The 19,479-nt window shown below is 40.4% G+C and carries 17 protein-coding genes and 1 tRNA gene; 12 read left to right on the forward strand and 6 right to left on the reverse strand.

The genetic code is table 11. The features are described 5' to 3' along the window. Positions 1-256: 256 nt before the first annotated feature. A complete protein-coding gene (locus tag BLS16_RS13815) occupies positions 257-1,438 on the reverse strand; it encodes a zinc ribbon domain-containing protein (protein ID WP_092334104.1) in 1,182 nt (393 codons plus the stop codon). Positions 1,439-1,614: 176 nt separating this feature from the next. On the opposite strand from BLS16_RS13815, the gene argF reads away from it, so the two are divergent. The 6 genes from argF (at position 1,615) to BLS16_RS13845 (ending at position 8,910) form a co-directional block, all read left to right on the forward strand. Next, on the forward strand, positions 1,615-2,562 hold the full coding sequence (argF, locus tag BLS16_RS13820) for an ornithine carbamoyltransferase (protein WP_092334106.1): 948 nt from the start codon (positions 1,615-1,617) through the stop codon (positions 2,560-2,562). 213 nt (positions 2,563-2,775) lie between these two features. After that, on the forward strand, positions 2,776-3,984 hold the full coding sequence (locus tag BLS16_RS13825) for an argininosuccinate synthase (protein ID WP_014901280.1): 1,209 nt from the start codon (positions 2,776-2,778) through the stop codon (positions 3,982-3,984). Between the two features lie 84 nt (positions 3,985-4,068). Beyond that, on the forward strand, positions 4,069-5,451 hold the full coding sequence (argH, locus tag BLS16_RS13830; RefSeq protein WP_092334108.1) for an argininosuccinate lyase: 1,383 nt from the start codon (positions 4,069-4,071) through the stop codon (positions 5,449-5,451). Positions 5,452-6,122: 671 nt separating this feature from the next. Continuing rightward, positions 6,123-7,577 (forward strand): nicotinate phosphoribosyltransferase, encoded by a 1,455-nt coding sequence (locus BLS16_RS13835; protein ID WP_092334110.1) that lies wholly within the window; start codon positions 6,123-6,125, stop codon positions 7,575-7,577. A 3-nt stretch (positions 7,578-7,580) separates the two neighbouring features. Beyond that, complete coding sequence (gene nadE, locus BLS16_RS13840; protein WP_092334112.1) at positions 7,581-8,354, forward strand: NAD(+) synthase; 774 nt, start codon at positions 7,581-7,583, stop codon at positions 8,352-8,354. A gap of 1 nt (position 8,355) precedes the next feature. Further along, on the forward strand, positions 8,356-8,910 hold the full coding sequence (locus tag BLS16_RS13845; RefSeq protein ID WP_092334114.1) for a 5' nucleotidase, NT5C type: 555 nt from the start codon (positions 8,356-8,358) through the stop codon (positions 8,908-8,910). Between the two features lie 144 nt (positions 8,911-9,054). On the opposite strand, the gene murC is transcribed toward BLS16_RS13845, so the two are convergent. From murC to BLS16_RS13865, 4 genes are all read right to left on the reverse strand, one after another. Next, positions 9,055-10,407 (reverse strand): UDP-N-acetylmuramate--L-alanine ligase, encoded by a 1,353-nt coding sequence (gene murC, locus BLS16_RS13850; RefSeq protein ID WP_092334116.1) that lies wholly within the window; start codon positions 10,405-10,407, stop codon positions 9,055-9,057. 66 nt (positions 10,408-10,473) lie between these two features. Continuing rightward, complete coding sequence (locus BLS16_RS13855) at positions 10,474-11,154, reverse strand: cytochrome b/b6 domain-containing protein (RefSeq protein ID WP_092334136.1); 681 nt, start codon at positions 11,152-11,154, stop codon at positions 10,474-10,476. Positions 11,155-11,278: 124 nt separating this feature from the next. Beyond that, entirely contained in the window at positions 11,279-12,682 is a 1,404-nt protein-coding gene (locus BLS16_RS13860; RefSeq protein ID WP_176786171.1) for a nickel-dependent hydrogenase large subunit, read from the reverse strand. A 5-nt stretch (positions 12,683-12,687) separates the two neighbouring features. Further along, a complete protein-coding gene (locus BLS16_RS13865) occupies positions 12,688-13,815 on the reverse strand; it encodes a hydrogenase small subunit (RefSeq protein WP_092334120.1) in 1,128 nt (375 codons plus the stop codon). 128 nt (positions 13,816-13,943) lie between these two features. Here BLS16_RS13865 and BLS16_RS13870 point away from each other — a divergent pair. The 4 genes from BLS16_RS13870 to BLS16_RS13885 all read left to right on the forward strand — a co-directional run bounded on the left by BLS16_RS13870 (position 13,944) and on the right by BLS16_RS13885 (position 16,356). After that, positions 13,944-14,018, forward strand: a tRNA-Thr gene (locus tag BLS16_RS13870). A 511-nt stretch (positions 14,019-14,529) separates the two neighbouring features. Then, complete coding sequence (locus BLS16_RS13875) at positions 14,530-14,712, forward strand: aspartyl-phosphate phosphatase Spo0E family protein (protein ID WP_034598154.1); 183 nt, start codon at positions 14,530-14,532, stop codon at positions 14,710-14,712. 76 nt (positions 14,713-14,788) lie between these two features. Then, positions 14,789-14,959, forward strand: a complete 171-nt coding sequence (locus BLS16_RS13880; protein ID WP_092334122.1) for an aspartyl-phosphate phosphatase Spo0E family protein — start codon at positions 14,789-14,791, stop codon at positions 14,957-14,959. Between the two features lie 596 nt (positions 14,960-15,555). Then, on the forward strand, positions 15,556-16,356 hold the full coding sequence (locus tag BLS16_RS13885) for an ATP-binding protein (RefSeq protein ID WP_242876289.1): 801 nt from the start codon (positions 15,556-15,558) through the stop codon (positions 16,354-16,356). An 86-nt stretch (positions 16,357-16,442) separates the two neighbouring features. Here BLS16_RS13885 and uvsE read toward each other — a convergent pair whose 3' ends face one another. Further along, complete coding sequence (uvsE, locus tag BLS16_RS13890) at positions 16,443-17,696, reverse strand: UV DNA damage repair endonuclease UvsE (protein WP_092334126.1); 1,254 nt, start codon at positions 17,694-17,696, stop codon at positions 16,443-16,445. Between the two features lie 306 nt (positions 17,697-18,002). On the opposite strand from uvsE, the gene BLS16_RS24305 reads away from it, so the two are divergent. Continuing rightward, positions 18,003-18,728: an N-acetylmuramoyl-L-alanine amidase family protein gene (locus tag BLS16_RS24305; protein ID WP_242876290.1), complete on the forward strand. Its 726-nt coding sequence runs from the start codon at positions 18,003-18,005 to the stop codon at positions 18,726-18,728. Continuing rightward, the gene (locus BLS16_RS24310; protein ID WP_242876291.1) at positions 18,710-19,252 is read left to right on the forward strand and encodes a glucosaminidase domain-containing protein; all 543 of its coding nucleotides are present in this window, start codon (positions 18,710-18,712) and stop codon (positions 19,250-19,252) included. The genes BLS16_RS24305 and BLS16_RS24310 overlap by 19 nt, the downstream gene beginning before the upstream one ends. Positions 19,253-19,479: the final 227 nt, after the last annotated feature.

Genomic DNA, 19,479 nt, shown 5'->3' on the forward strand with positions numbered 1-19,479 from the left:
TGCTATTATTAGCCTATACAAATCTGGTTTACATGTCAACTTTGAAATCGGAGAATCAGCGAGTATCAGGAGTTAACTTTAAAAGTGATTTATAAAGAAGTCTATCCATTATTTTTAGGAAGGGTATTAATAAGAGTTCAAAATCCAGAAATATTATAGTATACTAAAAGTATATTAAAAGCTCCTGCTGGAGTTCATCTCAGTAGGAGCTTTTTACTTGTATAAAACAAAATAAGGTTAGTTAAATTAAGGAAGTTTAATGGAGCTTTGTCCCGCACTGTGGGCAATATGCTGTACCAGTATCAGGCTTTCCACAGGAAGGACAGTACGGAGAATTATCCTCTGTAAGAGAGGGTAAGTGCTCTGACTTTTGCAAGTTGAGCTTAGATTTGGGGGGATTTGGCCTAGAAGCATCCATCTCCTTAGCATCAGTGATCGATGGATTAACATTAAGAGTCTGAGATAGGGGATCGCTCACCGAGTTATAAGGTTGATTTACTTGCCAAGCTCTTTCCCGCTCATCGTCTTCGATTGAAAGAACCCAAACAATTGCTAATACTACTGTGAATGGACTAATCACAAAGTAGACTAATCCAGCGGTTTCATGGGAAATTCTATTAAGGATTTCAATGGCGATTTCAATTAAAAAAACTGTCCCTAAATATCCCCAGAGAGTACCCATGTGTCTGCGAAAGAATCTCCAACTTCGGGAAAGTGCTTTTGGAAAACTTAACTCTGGGTGTGCCAGAAGGTAAATACCTGAGGAAATAATCCAAGGCAATGTAAAAAGACCTATAACTAGTAGGAATAGAGCATAAGCAATAAGGAAACTCACGAGGGCCCATTCCGACTGCCTTAAGACAAAGACGGCGACCAACCCAGAGACTACAATTAGCAACTGGATCAAAAAGACAAAAGCTTGCCAACCGAGGATACGGAAGAAACCTCTAAAACGGAAATCTTTAAAGCTTACTTTCTCACGATAAGCTTTCATAGTTAAGTTAGATATCCCAGTATAAAAAGCTGCACCAACCAACCAAATAACAATCAAGATTAATAAAAGGGAGCCCACAATACTCTCAATAAAAGGAATAAAACGAGAGAAATTTTCAATGCCTCCAAAGTAGGAAAAGGGCAGTTCGAATGGTGGGCTAAAAGGATCAGTAAAAGGATTTGTGAAAGGATCGATAAAAGATTCAGTAAAAGGGTCTGCAACAGGGGGCATCCCGGGAACAGGCATTCCTGCAGAATAGGAATACGCTCCTTGAAAATTGTTAATGTTAGGAAAAACCCAGTTCAAATGGTTTAGTATCCCAAAGGATACTGCAATCATAAGGACTAGGAAGGCTCCCACGAAAATGAGTGTCCAGCCATACAAGGGAAGTGCTTCTCGCTTAAACGTTACCCATGCTGATTTCATGCGGTCTGGCCAAGTCATATATCATTCCTCCAAAATAAGCAAATCAATGCGTAAGATTTAATATCTTCGCGCTAATAGCTTGTATATCCTGCCTAAAACTATACGGTATCTATGAAAGAACGAAAATCTAATTTTGGCTATTGAATTATTATGCATTAAAGTGTATAATAATTCACATCAAAGGAGTGGGTATAATGAATACAATTGATAAATCAATGTTTAAAGGACGAGACTTTATTTCCCTACATGATTTTAGTCAAGATGAATTAAGTTTTATCTTAGACGTAGCTAAAGACATTAAAGCGGATCAAAAAGCCGGACGTCCTCATCCGATTCTTCAGGGCAAGACCCTGGGCATGGTTTTTACAAAGTCATCTACGCGTACTCGCGTTTCTTTTGAGGTCGGTATGTATCAGCTTGGAGGGCATGCCCTCTTTCTAAGTGGACGAGATATCCAACTGGGCAGAGGGGAGCCTATCTCAGATACAGCTCGTGTACTTTCCCGGATGGTTGATGGTATTATGATTCGAACCTTTAGTCACCAAGAGGTCTTGGAATTGGCTGAATTCTCTTCGATTCCAATTATTAATGGACTCACAGATTTGCTTCACCCTTGCCAGGTCTTAGCGGATCTCATGACGATACAGGAGCATAAAGGTCGCTTAGCCGGATTAAAACTTGCTTATGTAGGCGATGGAAACAATATGGCTCATTCCCTGATGTTTGGCGGCGCAAAAATGGGTTTACATGTTGTTATTGCTGCTCCTCAGGGTTACAAGCCGGATTCCGGGATTATTGCCCTGGCCCAGGCTGATGCCAAAGCCAACGGTGGTTTAGTAGAAGTGGTAGATGATCCAGCAGAGGCAGTAAAAGGTGCTGATGTTCTATACACAGACGTTTGGGCAAGTATGGGTCAAGAGGCTGAGTCCAAGGTGCGTATGGCAGCTTTCCAAGGTTATCAGATCAATTCTGACTCCCTGAAATTGGCTAACCAATCAGCCATTGTTTTACATTGTCTTCCTGCTCATCGTGGAGAAGAGATTACAGAGGATGTCATTGAAGGACCGCAGTCGGTTGTGTTTGATGAAGCCGAAAATCGTCTTCACGCTCAGAAAGCCGTTATGGCATTAGTTATGGCTTGATGAATTATCTTAGGTAGAGTATTTTTTGGACTTGCGTGTAATCTTAAAAGTATAGTAGTATACTATACACAATAAATACGCAGTCCTGTTGTCCTAAAGGCCTCCATTGGCGATGTTGTCTTAGTACAATATTGTTTTTGAAAGTTCTGCCGTCTGATACCAGGCGCCGAGGTTGGTCAAGTCTGGAAAACTGGATAAAGAGGGAGATTGGAAATGAAAAAAGTTGTATTAGCGTATTCTGGTGGGTTAGACACCTCCATTATTATTCCTTGGCTTAAGGAGACCTATGGTTATGAAGTAATCGCTATGGTTGCAGACCTTGGACAAGGGGAAGAGCTGGCACCCTTACAGGAAAAGGCGATAAAAAGTGGTGCGAGCAAACTATATATAGAAGATCTGAGACAGGAATTTCTTACAGAGTTTGTTTTCCCGACACTTAAGGCTGGAGCCGTCTATGAAGGAAGTTATCTCTTAGGAACATCCTTTGCGCGTCCGTTAATTGCTCGTCGGTTAGTGGAAATTGCGGAAAAGGAAGGTGCGGTAGCAATTGCTCATGGTGCAACGGGAAAAGGCAATGATCAGGTTCGATTTGAACTGAGTGTCAAAGCACTTAATCCGGACTTAGAGATTATTGCGCCTTGGCGGTTATGGAATCTAAAGTCCCGTGAAGATTGCATTGACTATGCTCAAGCACGTGGAATCCCTGTTCCAGTCACTAAAGATCGTCCTTATAGCATGGATCGAAATATTTGGCATTTAAGTCATGAGGGAGGGGATTTGGAAAATCCCTGGAATGAACCCCAACGTGACTTATATCTACTAGGAGTATCTCCAGAAGATGCCCCAGATGAGCCAACCTACTTAGAATTAGGGTTTGAGCAAGGAGTACCGACATCCTTGAATGGTGAAAAAATTGCTCCGGTTGCTTTATTGGAAACGTTGAATGAACTAGGCGGGAAAAACGGAGTCGGAATTGTAGATATGGTTGAAAACCGACTCGTAGGCATGAAATCCCGTGGTGTTTACGAAACACCCGGCGGAACCATTCTCTACATGGCTCACCAGGCCTTAGAACGGCTTACCCTTGATCGTTTAACCCTTCACTATAAAGAACAAATTGCCTTAAAATATGCGGAAATTGTTTATGATGGAGTATGGTATTCTCCCTTACGAGAAGCCCTAGATGCATTCGTTAATGTAACCCAGAAGAATGCGACAGGTACTGTGCGAGTCAAATTATACAAAGGAAATTGCAGCTTAGCAGGCGTAAAGTCACCTTATTCCCTCTATAATGAAGCTTTTGCTACCTTTGGAGAAGACGGCGTCTATGATCAAAAAGATGCCGGAGGCTTCATTAATCTCTTCGGACTGCCTCTCAAGGTAAGAGCTTTGATGGAAAAAGAATCAGGGTTGCGTAAATAAGGAGAAGAAAAGCGCCGGCACCCGGCGCTTTCTTTTCGTAGTTAGATTAACCATAGACTATCGATGATGAAGGGGAGATGTAACGTGAAGCTTTGGGGCGGACGTTTTGAAAAAGGCACTGAGGGATTAGTGGAGGATTTCCACTCGTCCATTCGTTTCGATCAACGACTGTACAAACAAGATATTCAAGGGAGCATAGCTCATGCTCGGATGCTTGGAAAAGTAGCAGTCATTTCTGAGGCGGAAGCAACACAATTAATCGAGGGATTAAACGGGATTCTAAAAGATGTTCAAGCCGGAACAGTGGAATTCGAAATTGGCGCAGAAGATATACATATGAATGTGGAAAAGCTATTAACCGAGCGAATCGGACCTGTAGGAAAAAAGCTGCACACGGGACGGAGTCGGAATGATCAGGTTGCTTTGGATTTAAGACTTTTTTTGAAAAGTGAGATTGACCAAACAAAGTCTTTACTAGCTCAGTTAACTCAAACTCTGCTCAAGCTATCCGAGGAGCATCTGGAAACATGGATGCCGGGATATACTCATTTACAAAAGGCACAGCCAATTACTCTGGCCCACCATTTAATGGCGTATGTTCAAATGTTTTTGCGAGATCTTGGACGACTTAAAGATACTCGAAAGAGGCTAAACATATCGCCACTTGGTTCGGGAGCGATGGCAGGAACGACCTTTCCTCTTGATCGAGAGCAAGTAGCTGTAGAACTTGGATTGGATGGAGTTACATTAAACAGTCTTGATGGAGTTAGCGACCGAGATTTTGCTTTAGAATTTCTGGCTAATGCGTCCATTCTTATGATGCATTTGAGCAGATTGTGTGAGGAGCTTGTCATTTGGTCCAGCGGAGAATTCCAGTTTATCTCGATGGATGATGGATACTCAACAGGGTCCAGCATTATGCCCCAAAAGAAAAACCCAGATGTTGCTGAATTAGTGCGGGGAAAAACCGGGCGTGTGTATGGTGATTTGATGGCACTTTTGACAGTTATGAAAGGGCTTCCCCTCGCCTATAACAAAGATATGCAAGAGGATAAGGAAGCTGTCTTCGATGCTGTGGATACAATTCAAAAGTGCTTATTGGTAGTAGAACCTATGCTTAGAACTATGCAAGTACATAGAGATATTATGGCTTTTGGGGCTAAAGGCGGCTTTACAAATGCTACCGATCTCGCGGATTATATGGCTAAAAAGGGAGTGCCCTTCCGAGAAGCCCATGAATTTGTTGGACGAATAGTTTTGCATTGTAGCAAAGAAGGCCTTGGGCTTGAAGACTTGAGTTTAAGCGATTATCAGGCAATCTCGCCAATCTTTGAAGAGGATTTATTTAGCTCGATTGGAATCGAGCATTGTGTCAGAGCACGAAAAATTACGGGAGGACCCTCACCAGAAACGGTTTTTGAGGGAATTAGGCTTAGTAGACAAGCTTTAGATGAGTTGCTTTGGTAGAGTAGTTTCCAAGGGTTCACTTACGAGCACTGAAGGCCAATGGAATGATCAAAGCTGAATTGTCTAAAACAGAATTTAAGAAAACATTTCGGATAGGTTTAGTCTATAAGATGACTAAACCTATGTTACTTTGCATGGACATCAGAGATTATGTCGAAAATAAAAGAGCAATATGATTTAGTTGAACCTGTTCGGTGATAATCAGGTTAAATTTGGAATTCTGTCCTTATCTGGAATAAAGATACGGGTATAGGGTTTTAGAGAAGTTTGTACTAAGCATTATCCAAGGATAAAAACCTCGGGTTTTCAACAGGATGAGAGAAATAACTGTGTATAGTGTGGATAAAGCTGTGGATAAAGTCTAAATACGCCGTAATTATAGGTGGATAAGTTAGGGATATCCGGTGGACAAATCAACTTAGTCTGTGGATAACTTTTTTGAGTTTCGATAAAATCCGACATTAGGTCTAATATAGAGAGCTCAGTGCTAACTTTAAATAGGCACAACATATAAGATTTTCACCATGTTTTCTTAATTTTTAGTCTAAAGCAGGAAAATCTTGCATAGAGGTCGAAATTCTCACGCATGATTTTATTAAGACTATTGCATCCTAATAAATATATTGCTTAAATAATCGAACTATGTGAGAGTACAAAGCGAGGCATAATTAATGGAAAATCGAACAATGCTAACAGATCTTTATCAACTTACAATGATGCAGGGTTATTTAGTAAATGGTTATCAGAATAAGGAGGCAGTATTTGATGTCTACTTTCGTTCCCTGCCTTTTAAGGGAGGGTATGCTCTGGCGGCAGGGCTTGAACAAGTAGTTGATTATATTGAAAACCTAGGCTTTGAGGAGGATGATTTAGAATATTTGAGGAGTCTGAACATATTTAGTGAAGAGTTCATTAAGGAACTGAGAAATTTCCGTTTTACGGGAGATATTGATGCCATTCCGGAGGGAACTGCAGTTTTTCCTTATGAACCGCTAATACGTGTTAAAGGACGGATTTTTGAGACTCAGCTTCTAGAGACAACCATACTTAATCTTGTTAACTTTGAGACACTTATTGCTACCAAAGCATCTCGTGTAGTTAGCGCAGCCGGTGGGGGCTCTGTCATGGAATTTGGCTTGCGCAGAGCTCAGGGACCAGATGCAGGTATCCTAGGAGCCAGGGCAGCTTATATTGGTGGATGTCAGTCCACGTCTAATGTCTTAGCCGGCAAGCGTTATGGTATCCCTGTTGCAGGGACACAAGCCCATAGTTGGATTCAATGCTTTCCGTCAGAGTTGGATGCCTTCCGAGCATATGCGCATAGTTTTCCTGACATGTGTTTATTGCTTGTGGATACATATAATGTTCTTAAATCAGGTGTCCCTAATGCTATCAAAGTAGGGCTTGAACTAGAAGCCGAGGGACATCAGTTTCTTGGCATTCGTCTTGACAGTGGAGATTTAACCTATTTGTCCAAAGAAGCCCGGCGCATGCTTGATGAAGCCGGGCTGAAGAAGGCTATTATTGTTGCTTCAAATGATTTAGACGAAGAAACTATCTTTGCAATAAGGGCACAGGGGGCTGCAATTAATTCTTGGGGTGTCGGAACAAATCTTATTACATCTAAGAATAATCCTTCATTAGGTGGGGTTTACAAGTTAGCTGCGGAGGGGGAACAGGGTGTCTTTCATCCTCGTTTAAAGGTCTCGGAAAATATCGCCAAGATAACAAACCCTGGAATTAAAAAAGTGGTGCGTTTCTACGATAGGGCTGGAAAAACTATGGCTGATCTTATTGCCCTCGAAGACGAAGTTTTCGAAGAAGGAAAAGCGCTGACGATATTTGATCCAATACAGACGTGGAAGAGAAAAACTTTAACGAATTTCAGAACTAGGGAACTATTAGTTCCTATATTCAGAGATGGAAAACGAGTCTATGATTTACCTAAGCTTAAGGACATCCAACTTTATGCCCATAAAGAATTAGAAACCTTCTGGGATGAGGTCAAGAGATTGACGAACCCACACAATTATATCGTGGATTTATCAGCGAATCTCTTTGAATTAAAACAACAGTTACTCTTAACGATTAACAATGATATCAAAAGCAAGCAAGGAGTGGAGTAAAAAATGTGGACAGATGAAGAATTATCACAACGAATTGATCAAACGGTGGAATGGCTGCGCAAAAAAGTTGCCGAAGCAAAGGCAGAGGGAGTAGTGGTGGGCATCTCAGGAGGAGTCGATTCAGCAGTAGTCACTGGGCTATGTAGTCAGGCTTTTCCCGGAAAATGCATCGGAGTCATTATGCCTAGCCATTCAGATCCCGAAGATGTTGAGGATGCTTTATGGATTGCCGAGGGTTTTGAAATAAGAACCTTAGAAGTGAATCTAAGTGGTGCCCACACACAGGTTATGGGACAAGTAAAGAAGGGCCTGGAAAGTATAGGGTGCAGTTTAGTCGCAGAAAAAATGAGCCAAGGAAATCTAAAGGCTCGGTTGCGTATGTCCACCTTGTATGCCGTGGCCAACGCCATGAATTATTTAGTTGTAGGAACAGATAATGCCCCTGAGAGCTATACCGGGTATTTTACCAAATACGGTGACGGTGGTGTAGATCTTTTACCGATTAGTTCTCTTACCAAAACAGAAGTTCGAGCATGGGCGAGGATGCTAGGACTGCCCATGAGAATCGCTTCCCGTGTACCAACTGCAGGGCTTTGGCCGGGTCAGACAGATGAATCTGAACTAGGAATTACCTATGATCAGATAGACCGGTACCTGCTAGGGGAAGAGGTTCCCCCTGAAGTACGAGAGCGTGTAGAGTCACTCCATCGTCAGAGCGAACACAAACGTCAAATGCCACCAAGCTTCGAACTCCCTAAACTTGAGAGGTTAGATTAAGGTGAGAATTGGAATAGATATTGATGGGGTAGTATCCGACAGTTACCCTTTCTGGTTACAGGAACTGAACTGTCACTATGGCAAAAATATAGCGTGCCTTGACGACTATAATATGCATATTTCTTTTGAAGTAACTACCGAGGATATGAACAATTTTTTTGAGACCAACATCGAACGCTTGCTCATGATGCCTAAGCCCATACCCGGTGCAAAAGAGGGGATAGAAACTCTGTTGCAAGAAGGACATGAGATTATTTATGTCACTGCTCGTACACAGGAACAACAGGGGCTAACAGAACGTTGGTTTGCTCATAATAAAATCTACTACAAAAAAATGCTATTTTCGGGGTTTGGCAGCAAAGTGGGTTTTGTTAAGGAATGGGGAATTGAGGCTTTCATCGAGGATTATCAGGTAAATGCTAAACTAATCGCAGAATGCGGAGTGCCAGTATTCCTTTTAGATGCCAGCTATAATCAAGAGGATACTCCTCGTGGGATTATCCGTTGCCATAGCTGGGAAGAGATAGTTAAAGGAATACATAATTTAAATCGTTAGTCATTAAAACAAAAATAAAGGCCTTTCACAACCTTATTTAATATGCTTCTTAAGGTAACCAGGTATTAGAAAACCTGCTGCCTATAGAGAGCATATCGAAACTAGTGTTGTGAAAGGCTTTAATCTTATTTCGAGTTAAGATACTTAACTAACTATTTCCAACCCCACTTTGTAAATATCTCCCGCTCCTAAAGTGAGGACAAGATCCTCGGGTGCAAGAGTCTGATTGAGATAGAGTTTAATATCATCAAGAGTTCCTATGTAACGTGCTTGAATACCTTGCTGCAAAATCATCTCGGCAAGATTTGGAGCAGATACAGTGTGATGTTCAAGTTCTCGAGCGGATGCGAAAATGTCTGCAATCACAACTTCGTCTGCACTCTGAAAAGCTTGTGAGAATTCAAGTAAGAGTTTTTCTGTTCGGCTAAAAGTATGGGGCTGAAAAATAGCACGAATACGGCGATCAGGGAATGAAAGTCGAGCGCCTTCTAGGGTGGTACGGATTTCAGTTGGATGATGAGCGTAGTCATCAACAATTAATGCTCCATTTGTGTTGCAGCCAATGTGTTCAAAGCGACGTTTGGTTCCATTGAATTGGCCCAGGCTTGATAGGATGTCATTCATAGGAATGCCAAGCTGGTGACATAAGGCAATTGTAGCTAAAGCATTAACAATATTGTGCTTTCCTGCGACGTGAAGATCAAGATCCCCAACATATTGTCCTTTAAACAAGATTTTCATTGAGCTCTTCTCATCTTTAAAGATAATCTCTGTGGCCCTAATATCGGCAGATTCTGAAAGCCCAAAGGTTGTTATTGGTGCGTCGGACTGGATAGACTTTCGGTTTGGATCCTCATCCCAAACGTAAATGCGTCCGTGGGCGGGTACTTTTAGAGCTAATTCACTAAAGGCGGAGATAACATCGTCAAGATCTTTGAAATAGTCAGGGTGATCAAATTCTATGTTAGTAATGATTAAATGTTCCGGGGAATAATTGAGGAAATGACGTCGATATTCACAAGATTCCGCTAAGAAGAATTCTCCTTTTCCGCTATGGGCATTTCCACCGATACTGGGGACATCACTACCGACAACAATCGTGGGGTCTAATCCGGCTTGGAGTAAAACAAGTCCCATCATAGCCGTTGTCGTGGTTTTGCCGTGGGTACCAGTTACGCAAATACTTCTTTTTTGGGCGAGTAAACGCCCAAGATATTGGGGATAACTTAAGACTGGGATATTCAGATCAAGGGCTCGAGCAATCTCCGGATGCTGATTAGTATAAGCTGCGGAAGCGACAACTAAATCTACGTTCTCAACATTGGCGGAAGAAAATCCTAAAACCGGAATATTGGCACGTTTAAGGACACTATCTGTATAAAAGCTTTCCTCAACGTCTGATCCTGTTATAGTTGCACCTTCAATTTGATTGCTGATTTGAGCTAAAGCGCTCATTCCCGTTCCTTTAATTCCGACAAAATGAATATGTAATGCCAAAGCGAATCGTCCCTTTCATGTATAAAACTCTACCCCCCATTATACCCAAAGTTAAAGCAAAAAGTATCATTTTATTCGAGGAAAATTTTTACTTTCGTTTTTCATAGGAGGCTTTCTTTCATAACCGGTGACCATAGCCTGAAGACGACTGATATCTTCAGTAAGACTTAGGTATATGTGAACAGGAATTGTCGCTAAGAAGTAGATACTTATTATAAACTTAATCCAGCGGATCATCTGAAAACCACCAACTAAATGCCAAACCCAGATAAGATGTTCTCCTTGCCAATAGGAAGCTAAACCGAGAAAACTTGCTAATAAGAAAACAAGAAACCAGCTGAAGTAGATTAATAATTGCCCGCTATTATATTTTCTAGCAGGTGGAGGAGAAGAACGAAGGAAGAAGTAATAGGCCATAAGTTTGGGGAAATGTTTTAGGTCTCGAATTTTGGGAATTAGAGAATCATCTTTACGTATCAGGGCGTCTGTAAAACGAAGGACTAAAAAACCTAAAGCAAACCAGCTAAAGACTATATGTGCTACTAAGACTTTACTGAAGTTTAAGGCTAAAAAGTGAGCAGGTTTGTGGAGCTGCAGGCCAGTTGAAATTATCACAACTAGACTGATTGCAAATCCCCAATGAAAAATTCTTACCCAAATTGGCTGCGACTGGATAATCCTTCCCTTCAGATTATCAGCTTTGAGCTGTTTTAGGAGGGGCTTTCTTAATTTGACAGAGTGCTTCATGTTATTACCTTTACCCTTATACATACATCTCTTTCTTTGTGTATATTCGCGTGAGATAATCAAACACGAAAATCTTAGCGGGATATTTTGCACAATACTTTAGTACTAAGACTCGGAACCAAGTTTAAACTTCGATTTTTAGGGCCCGAATTTTGTCACCGTCGATTATGTGGACACTACAGGAAAAGCAGGGGTCAAAGGAACGAATTACTCGGCCGACTTCTTTTAGATCCTTGGATTTGATTTTTAAACCCAGGATTGAGGACTCTCCTACACTACGGGTCCCTGTGTTATCACGTGCTCCAAAGTTAAAGGCAGAAGGTGTAACAATTTGATAATGTTTAACTCGAGAGTTTTCAATAGAAACCCAATGTCCTAACGAACCCCTCATTGCTTCATGCAGCCCGATCCCTACCCCGGAGTCTTGCTCCATTTTTAGGTCAAGAGTATCTGCTCCGGGTTCAAGGCGATTAAGCCAGTCCAACGTAGATTTGGCTAATTTTTTTAATTCAAGTGCCCTTGCCCATATCCGCCCTATTGTTCCGGTGCCTAGGGTTTCTTCCTTATTGATGATAGCCCGAGCTAAGGGGCCGACTTCTACGGGTTTGCCACGGTAACGAGGGGATTTGACCCAGGTATATCCTTTTGCCTGACTTCGATCCGGTATTGTATCCTCTTCCATTGGATGCAGGGGGCCATGGGGTTTGTACCAAGCGTTTGTCACATCTTCAGTAACATGACGTTCATCATAACTCTCACGTTTACCTTGGAGAAGGACTCCTTGCGAAAAAAGGGTGCTTCCTTCAGGATTTGAGAAACCACCGACGGACATATAGTTTCCTATACCGTTGCCGAGTTGAATATAGTCGGGATAACGCTCTTTGATGAGATTAATATCGGGCAATAGAAAGTCGTCAATAAAGCCGAGGATTTCCATCATGTACCCTCTATAGCGGTTTACTTTATCAGCATCAACTTCCATACTAACTCCACCTAGAACAATACCATGACCGTGGGGGGCCTTTCCTCCGAAAACTGCAAACGCCGAATGAGCAATTCGAGATATTTCAAAGCATTTAAAATAGTGCTCTATCATAGTACTTTCTTCCTTAGCGGATAGTCGCAGGTCAAACTCTGAATGGGGAATAAATGGAGCAATATCGGGTCCCCGGAAATAATCCGGAAATGAGTATAGATAGATGTGACGGAGATGGTTCTGGATAAAATCACTAGCCAGTATGAGATTTCGAAGTAAGAGTCCATTAGGTGGAATGTGCATTCCTAAGGCTTGTTCAACAGCTAGTGCCGCTGTCAGAGCATGAGCCGAAGAGCAAATTCCACAGATGCGTTGGGTATAATAGGGCATGTCAAAAGCCGAACGACCAACAAGGATTTGTTCAAATCCTCGATATAGGGTATCGGAAATGTAGGCATCTTTGATTTCGTCGCCTTCGAGCCAAGCTTCAACGAGCATTGGATTGTGAATGCGGCTCATCGGAAAAATAACTCTTTTCTCCAGAGTAGTCACTCCTATTATATTTTGTTAGTTTTTTTAAGCCAATACTTGTGAAAGGCTTGGGCCTTTTTCAGAGCGGGGCGATGATTAGTTTTGGCAGAGGTTTTAAGTAAATTCTTCTGAATGCGCCCTTTGTAAAGAGAGGTTACGACATGCCCTGTAATAGCCACGGAAGTTAATCCTAGAACCCCAAGCCCGAAAGAGTCTGTATTAACCTTTGTTCCTCCAGGAAAAGGAATGTCAGGAAAATGAGATGTAAATGGGGACATTAGATCAGGATAACCGGGTTCGGTACAGCCAATACATGGTGTATTACATCCAATTGGCCAATTGTAGCGGTCGTTCCAACGTCGAATTGGACAATCAGAATAGGTAACCGGTCCCTTACAGCCAATACGAAAGAGACATTCCTTTTGTCCAATAGCCGTCGCAAAAATGCCCTGGTCATAAAAACGCCTGCGAGGGCAGCGGTTATGGACGGTTTCACCGTAAAACAGCTTCGGACGGCCGAACTTTTCAAGTTCTGGTTCACCGTATAAGGCCAAATGGAGTAAGGTTCCCACGATCCAGTCTGGATGTGCCGGACACCCGGAAACATTAATAACCCTTCGTTCGGGTAGGATGTTCTGAACTCCAGTTGACTGGGTAGGATTGGGATAACCGGAAACTGGGCCTCCATAGGTAGCGCAGCTACCGATGGCCACAACGTATTTTGCTTTAAGCCCAATCCTGCGAACAAGCTCAATACCAGTAATTAACTTTCCGTTTTCATAACCAACATGATTATAATGCCCGTTATCACGTTGAATCATTGATCCTTGAACGATAAGAATATATTCATGCGGCATTTTTTCATAGGTTTCTTGAAGAATGCCGTAGGCCTCCTGACCTTGTACTTGGTTCATAATCCAATCATAACGCCAATCAAGTATGTTTGTGAGAATATCTGAAAAGGTTGGTGTCCAAATATTATCTAGGGAAATACTGTCTCCTGTACAGGTGCCGGTCTCAATCATGACTACGGGAAGCTTATGTACCTCACCTGCTGCTACTGCTTTGGCAAGAGGAGGGGTAATGAGTTGGGAAAAGTTGCCCAGTACAGCTCCTTTAACAACTAGTTTTAAAAAGTCGCGGCGACTTAACATGGTGTATCCTCCTTGGAAGGGTATTATTTCCAAAAAGTGAGAAATAAACTCAAATTTCGCTGAATATTAGTTAAAATAATATTGACGAAACGATTAAAATAAAGTAAGATTACTATCGTCCGTAAAATGCCAATGTGGCTCAGGGGTAGAGCAGCTCACTCGTAATGAGCAGGTCGTCGGTTCGATTCCGACCATTGGCTCCATAGGAAACTTAGACACCGCAAGTGATTGCGGTGTTTTTGTGTTGTGAGGGATTTCTTAGTATAGATTTTAATTGGCTGTATGTCAGTTTGATGTAAATTATTTCCTAGAGGCATTTCTGTGGGAACTTATGCAACGTATGGATAAATAGAAAGCCTAGGTGAAACACCTAGGCTAAACTGTTAAAAAAGTAATCTGCGACAAGCCGGTGGTTGCGGGTGGAAAATCGGTCTCCGAAGCCTCTGTAATTGACCAATAATTAATAGCAGTAAAATAATAATTATTATCAGTGCAATAAAAATCATATACTTCACCTCCTCATTTAGAATCGCATAAGAAGAAAGATTGAGAAGGTTCCTAGTTTATACTATGTAGCATGTCTATTGGATGTTCTTGGGGAGATGAGTATTATAACCTCTTTTTCGACACAACCTTGCCCTTTAGGCCTATTGATTTTACTGATACAACGTACTAAAATATTCCAAGTGCGCAATTGCTAAGGAGGTGCCTAGGATGAAACTTAAAGTCTTAGAACAAATAGAAGCATTGAGATTAGAAATGCAACAGATTGCTTTAGATAAAGACCTCACAGATCCCCGTGTGGTAATGGTAAGTCAAAGGCTTGACCTATTGATTAACAAGTTTTACTTATTCCAAAGAAAGAAATGGCAAAGATGTTACAAAAGGAGAGCGTAAGGCTCTCCTTTTTGGTTTCGCCATTTATACTTATACATGGGCATACTAAATAACCAAGACGATTGGAGGGATGCTTGTGTCTAATTTGGATGAAATAGTAAACCGAATCGAAGAACTGCGTTCAAGAACGATCAGGATTCAAGAGGATAAGTCCTATACGGATCCAGAAGTCGTTGCTGCGTGCCATGAGTTGCATTCTATCTTAGATAGGTACCAAGGAATAATCATGAGAATAGAAGATAAGTAATTAATGAGTTAATGGATGGATAAGCAAACATTGGCAGGAGACTCTCAATATATTGTAATAAAAAGCCTAGGTAAATCACCTAGGCAAAAAATTTAAGTGGCTTCTGGAGATTTATTAAAGAACAAATAACCTAATAACAGTAAAATTATAATAACAATAATCATTAACTTCACCACCAATTAAAGATTACTAAAGTTCTTGATTTAGTTTATTCAGCATGTACGAGTATGTTCTTTACTGAGCATCTTTTAAATTTAAGTTTTTTAGAGATTGAGGAAGGGCAAAAAATATTTTGATTAAAACACAGACCTTTTTTACTTGACAAAAGGTATGTGCCCAGAAGATGCAATAGAGATGTGAATTGAAGGATTTACCTTATTTTTGTAGAAGTAGTTATACATAAATATTCGGTTATGGAAATAAAAATATGGTAGAAAAAGATTGAGAGAAGGACAGGAGCTAATAATAGAGCGAACTAAGAATCTCTTGGTTGTTGGCAAAGACAATTGTTTAAGGTTGGACTGAAAAAGAATGGGGTTTTACGATTGATATCAGCCAAATTTTATAGTGTGGAAGATTGGGAATACTTTGTCAATATGAGGAGAGAGTTAATTAAGTTAAAGGAAGATCGTATTAACTTAAAAGAGGTATTAGAGAGGAGAACTGAAGAACTAAAAATAGAGTTTAAAAAACGTGCAGAAATCGAGCAGAAATTAGTAGTACTTGAACAGGAAGCTGCTAAGCTGGAAAGGTTTAACGTAATTGGACAACTAGCTGCAGGACTTGGACACGAGGTACGTAACCCATTGACGACAATAAGGGGTTTCCTTCAAATGCTTCAGAATAAAGAGGATTTGCATACATATAAGAGCTATTTTGACCTAATGATAGAAGAGCTTGATAGGGCTAACTTAATAATCAGCGATTTTTTGTCTCTTGCCAAGAATAAGCCATCAGAATTTACACGACAATGTTTAAATAAACTTTTAGAAAATCTCTATCCATTGTTGCAAGCGGACGCTTACAGCCAAGGAAAGAAGTGTGTTTTTGAACCCGGAGATATTGCTGAACTTGATATTGATCCCAATGAAATCACTCAGCTTGTTTTAAACTTAGCCCGTAACGGTCTTGATGCGATGCGTGAAGATGGATGTCTAACAATTAATACATTTATAGATGGGCGATATATAGTTCTTAGTGTTAGGGATGAAGGAAAAGGCATTGATACTGAGAATTTACTTAAACTAGGCACCCCGTTTTTCACGACAAAGGAAAACGGAACAGGCTTAGGTGTACCAATGTGTTATAGCATTGCAGATAAACATAATGCGCTTATAGATGTAAAGACTGGCCCTGATGGGACTACCTTTTCAGTTCGATTTCCACATCCGGATTGATGGTAATGGAGATTCGCCAATAATCTTGTAGAAAAAACAATCTCGCAAATAGTGCGGGATTTTTCTTTTAGAGCTAATTGTTTAGGTTATTGGATAAAGTAATATGAGCCTAATATCGACTCGTCTTCGTATTTAACAGCAAATCTCCATAAAAAATTTTTGATTGTTGTTAATGAGGTTTTACCTAGTTTGAAAGACTTAAGGACTTTAGAAAAAGAACTATTATCTTTTTCAGTTGAAATAGAGTTTAAGAACTCCCAAATATGAGTTGCTGCATTTAAGGAGTTTTCAATTACGTACTCGTTTTGCAAGGCAGCTTCAATATCTGTATAAAAAGAAATAATTGGATATTCCCTGGGGCTCCTCAATGAGTGTTGGATTTTATCAAAAATGTCGGGCGATTTTTCCAGTACCATATACTTGTATTTTATCCATTCGCGTTCTAAGATAGAGGCTTTATTTGTAGGAAACAAACAATGGATGCATTTTAGAGCAGAAAGATTTTTATCTTTGACTTCGAGCATTATATCAAGATCTTTTCTTTCTAAATTTTGATAAAAACGCATAAATTCTCCGATGCCGATGGTGATAGAATGGGATCCGGGCTTCTTAAGCGGGTGCTGCTGGGAATAATGGATTTTTTGATATCCATCTTTTTCCTGCCATGTTTTTCGACAAGTGTTAATCCAATAGTAATCATCAAATTGATCGTTGAAACAATTAATCTGATGATGGAGATTATCGAAAATCACTGGGGTATTAAGTCTAGCTCCTATTTCCAATACATCATGGATATTATAAGACTTATCGTCATTCTCCAATACGATACGTTGTCTGACTGAATCACTCAATCGCCAATAATTATCAATGAACCTTTTTGTGGCCAGTTTTTTATCGTTATAAACACCTCCGATATGCAAGACGATTTTATGCATTGAATTTACACCTAAGCTATCTAGTACTCTGTTGTGATAATTTAAATCTTCGATGGTTCTGGTTACAACTACCTCATTAGGCGAGTTCAAAATAGTATAGCCTGGATGCATAGAAACTCTCATTCCGCTATTTTTTATTTTCTCTCCAATTTGGTGAATTCGATCGCAGAAAATCTCCCACCAAAGTAAATTATTTACAGGACTAGAACCAAAGGGTATTAGATCTGAACTAATTCTAAATAATGCAATACTATTTTCAATATTATAATCAATCATTGTTTCTAGAGACTTTAAATTGTGGTCAATTAACCCTAATAATTTATTGTAACTTGCATTTTTAAGTATACAACTTTTGATTTTGGTATCGGGTACTCCGGTTGTTAAAGAGGCATATCCAATGCTCATGGTATTTACAACTTCCTTTCGTTAGAATAAATAGCTAGTCTTCTTTTTTACTGCTAAAAGTAAAAATGACGATTGTCTTTGAATGAATGTTTGAGTTACAGAAGAGAAATTGAATCATTATCATATCCATTTTTAAGTTTACAATACAAATATAAACCATTAGTAAAGTCTCAAAGCCAGTGAGATCTCTCTTTTTACAGACAGATAGCATGTTTAAATCAAATAAGTTTACAAATGTATACAGGGTTAACCAAAGAGTAACTTCATACACCGCTCCTAAATAGACTAAAAAGGGAGGGTTTTGAAGTGAAAGTATGTATCGATCCAGGGCATGGCGGATACGATCCAGGTGCTGTAGGAAATGGGATAAAGGAAAAAGATTTAACGTTGGACATTTGTCTTAAACTAAAGCCTTTACTCGAGTACAATGGTATAAGTGTCATACTAACACGTGACGGAGATTATGCTGCCGGATATTACGAAAATGATCAAAGACGGGATTTGGCTGCTAGAGTTGCGAGTGCAGAATCAGAGAAAGTAGATTTATTTATTTCGATCCATATAAATGCTGGCGGGGGTACAGGTGTAGAGGTTCTCGTTATTGGCACTGGCGGAAGAGCTGAAATTGCAGCCTATAAGGTGTTGCCGTATCTTGTCCAGGTAGGAGAATGGAGAAATCGCGGGGTTAAAACGCAAAATGTAATGGTGCTTAGAGAAACGAGTATGCCGGCTATTTTGACGGAAAATGGGTTTATTGATAAGGTTGACGATGTAGAGAAGTTGAAAGAAACCAGTTTTCGTCAGGCACTGGCTGTAGCTCATGCCAAAGGAATTTGTGATTATTTTGGTATTATCTATAAAGACCGAATTACCTCACAACCAATGCCTGATCTTTTGTACCGTGTAATTTTAGATGGTAAGCAGACAATGGCGTTAAGTACTCAAGACCGTGCTATCAGTGAAGTAAAAAGAGCTGTAGATAGTGGTCAGACTATTGAGGGAATTGTCCAATTATGGGTGAAGAATCCATAACTGTTGAGCAGTGTAAACAATTTTTGTTAGTATATAATACAGAAGCCCCTGATATAATTCCCTTCTACAAGAAGAATGGTGAGATACTCGGTATAAGATGGGGTTATGCAGTAGCCCAAATGATAAAAGAAACCGGTTACCTTAAATTCGGTGGGATTGTAAAGCCTGAGCAAAATAACTTTGGTGGTATTGGAGCAGTTGGAAATGGAGTTTCAGGCGCAATATTTTCTTCACAAGAAGAAGGGGTGTTGGCCCACTTAGAGCATCTTTATGCATATGCTTCAACAGGGCACTTACCGAGTGATGTTCAAATAGTAGATCCTCGCTTTGGCTTAGTAACGAGAGGAAGTTGTCAAAACTGGGAGGATCTCAATGGTCGCTGGGCCGTACCCGGGGATGGGTACGGTGAGAGTATTGTAAGGTTATACCAACAAATGAAAGAAAAGATTGTCTCAGATAGTAAGGAAGTTTCAACATTAAAGAAGGTATCCCAGATTATATCTAATTATTTTAAAGACAAATAGATAGCTAGATAAGCAAAAAGTTTTTGTTTAATACAGTGCACGAAAAGGCCAGGTAGTATACTGCCGAGGCCTTTTTACTAATCCAGGCTGAGAGGCGACACTACAGAATTTTGAATAATCCGGACTAAATTGAGGTTCTTCCGCATATTTGAGTATGAAGGGGTGAAATAAAAAGCTAGTAAATTATTTTAGCCCTAAGCAGATTCAAACTCGCCCTTCCATACATG

The sequence above is a fragment of the Desulfosporosinus hippei DSM 8344 genome, assembly GCF_900100785.1.
In the GTDB taxonomy this organism is placed as follows: Bacteria; Bacillota; Desulfitobacteriia; order Desulfitobacteriales; family Desulfitobacteriaceae; genus Desulfosporosinus; species Desulfosporosinus hippei.

Bases quoted from the DNA above. Each gene is read 5' to 3' on its own strand.
- BLS16_RS13855 (WP_092334136.1), bottom strand. From the start codon at position 11,154: ATGAAGCACTCTGTCAAATTAAGAAAGCCCCTCCTAAAACAGCTCAAA.
- BLS16_RS13835 (WP_092334110.1), top strand. From the start codon at position 6,123: ATGGAAAATCGAACAATGCTAACAGATCTTTATCAACTTACAATGATG.
- BLS16_RS13875 (WP_034598154.1), top strand. From the start codon at position 14,530: ATGAAACTTAAAGTCTTAGAACAAATAGAAGCATTGAGATTAGAAATG.
- BLS16_RS13885 (WP_242876289.1), top strand. From the start codon at position 15,556: ATGAGGAGAGAGTTAATTAAGTTAAAGGAAGATCGTATTAACTTAAAA.
- argF (WP_092334106.1), top strand. From the start codon at position 1,615: ATGAATACAATTGATAAATCAATGTTTAAAGGACGAGACTTTATTTCC.
- BLS16_RS13865 (WP_092334120.1), bottom strand. From the start codon at position 13,815: ATGTTAAGTCGCCGCGACTTTTTAAAACTAGTTGTTAAAGGAGCTGTA.
- BLS16_RS13825 (WP_014901280.1), top strand. From the start codon at position 2,776: ATGAAAAAAGTTGTATTAGCGTATTCTGGTGGGTTAGACACCTCCATT.
- BLS16_RS13815 (WP_092334104.1), bottom strand. From the start codon at position 1,438: ATGACTTGGCCAGACCGCATGAAATCAGCATGGGTAACGTTTAAGCGA.
- uvsE (WP_092334126.1), bottom strand. From the start codon at position 17,696: ATGAGCATTGGATATGCCTCTTTAACAACCGGAGTACCCGATACCAAA.
- BLS16_RS24310 (WP_242876291.1), top strand. From the start codon at position 18,710: ATGGGTGAAGAATCCATAACTGTTGAGCAGTGTAAACAATTTTTGTTA.
- nadE (WP_092334112.1), top strand. From the start codon at position 7,581: ATGTGGACAGATGAAGAATTATCACAACGAATTGATCAAACGGTGGAA.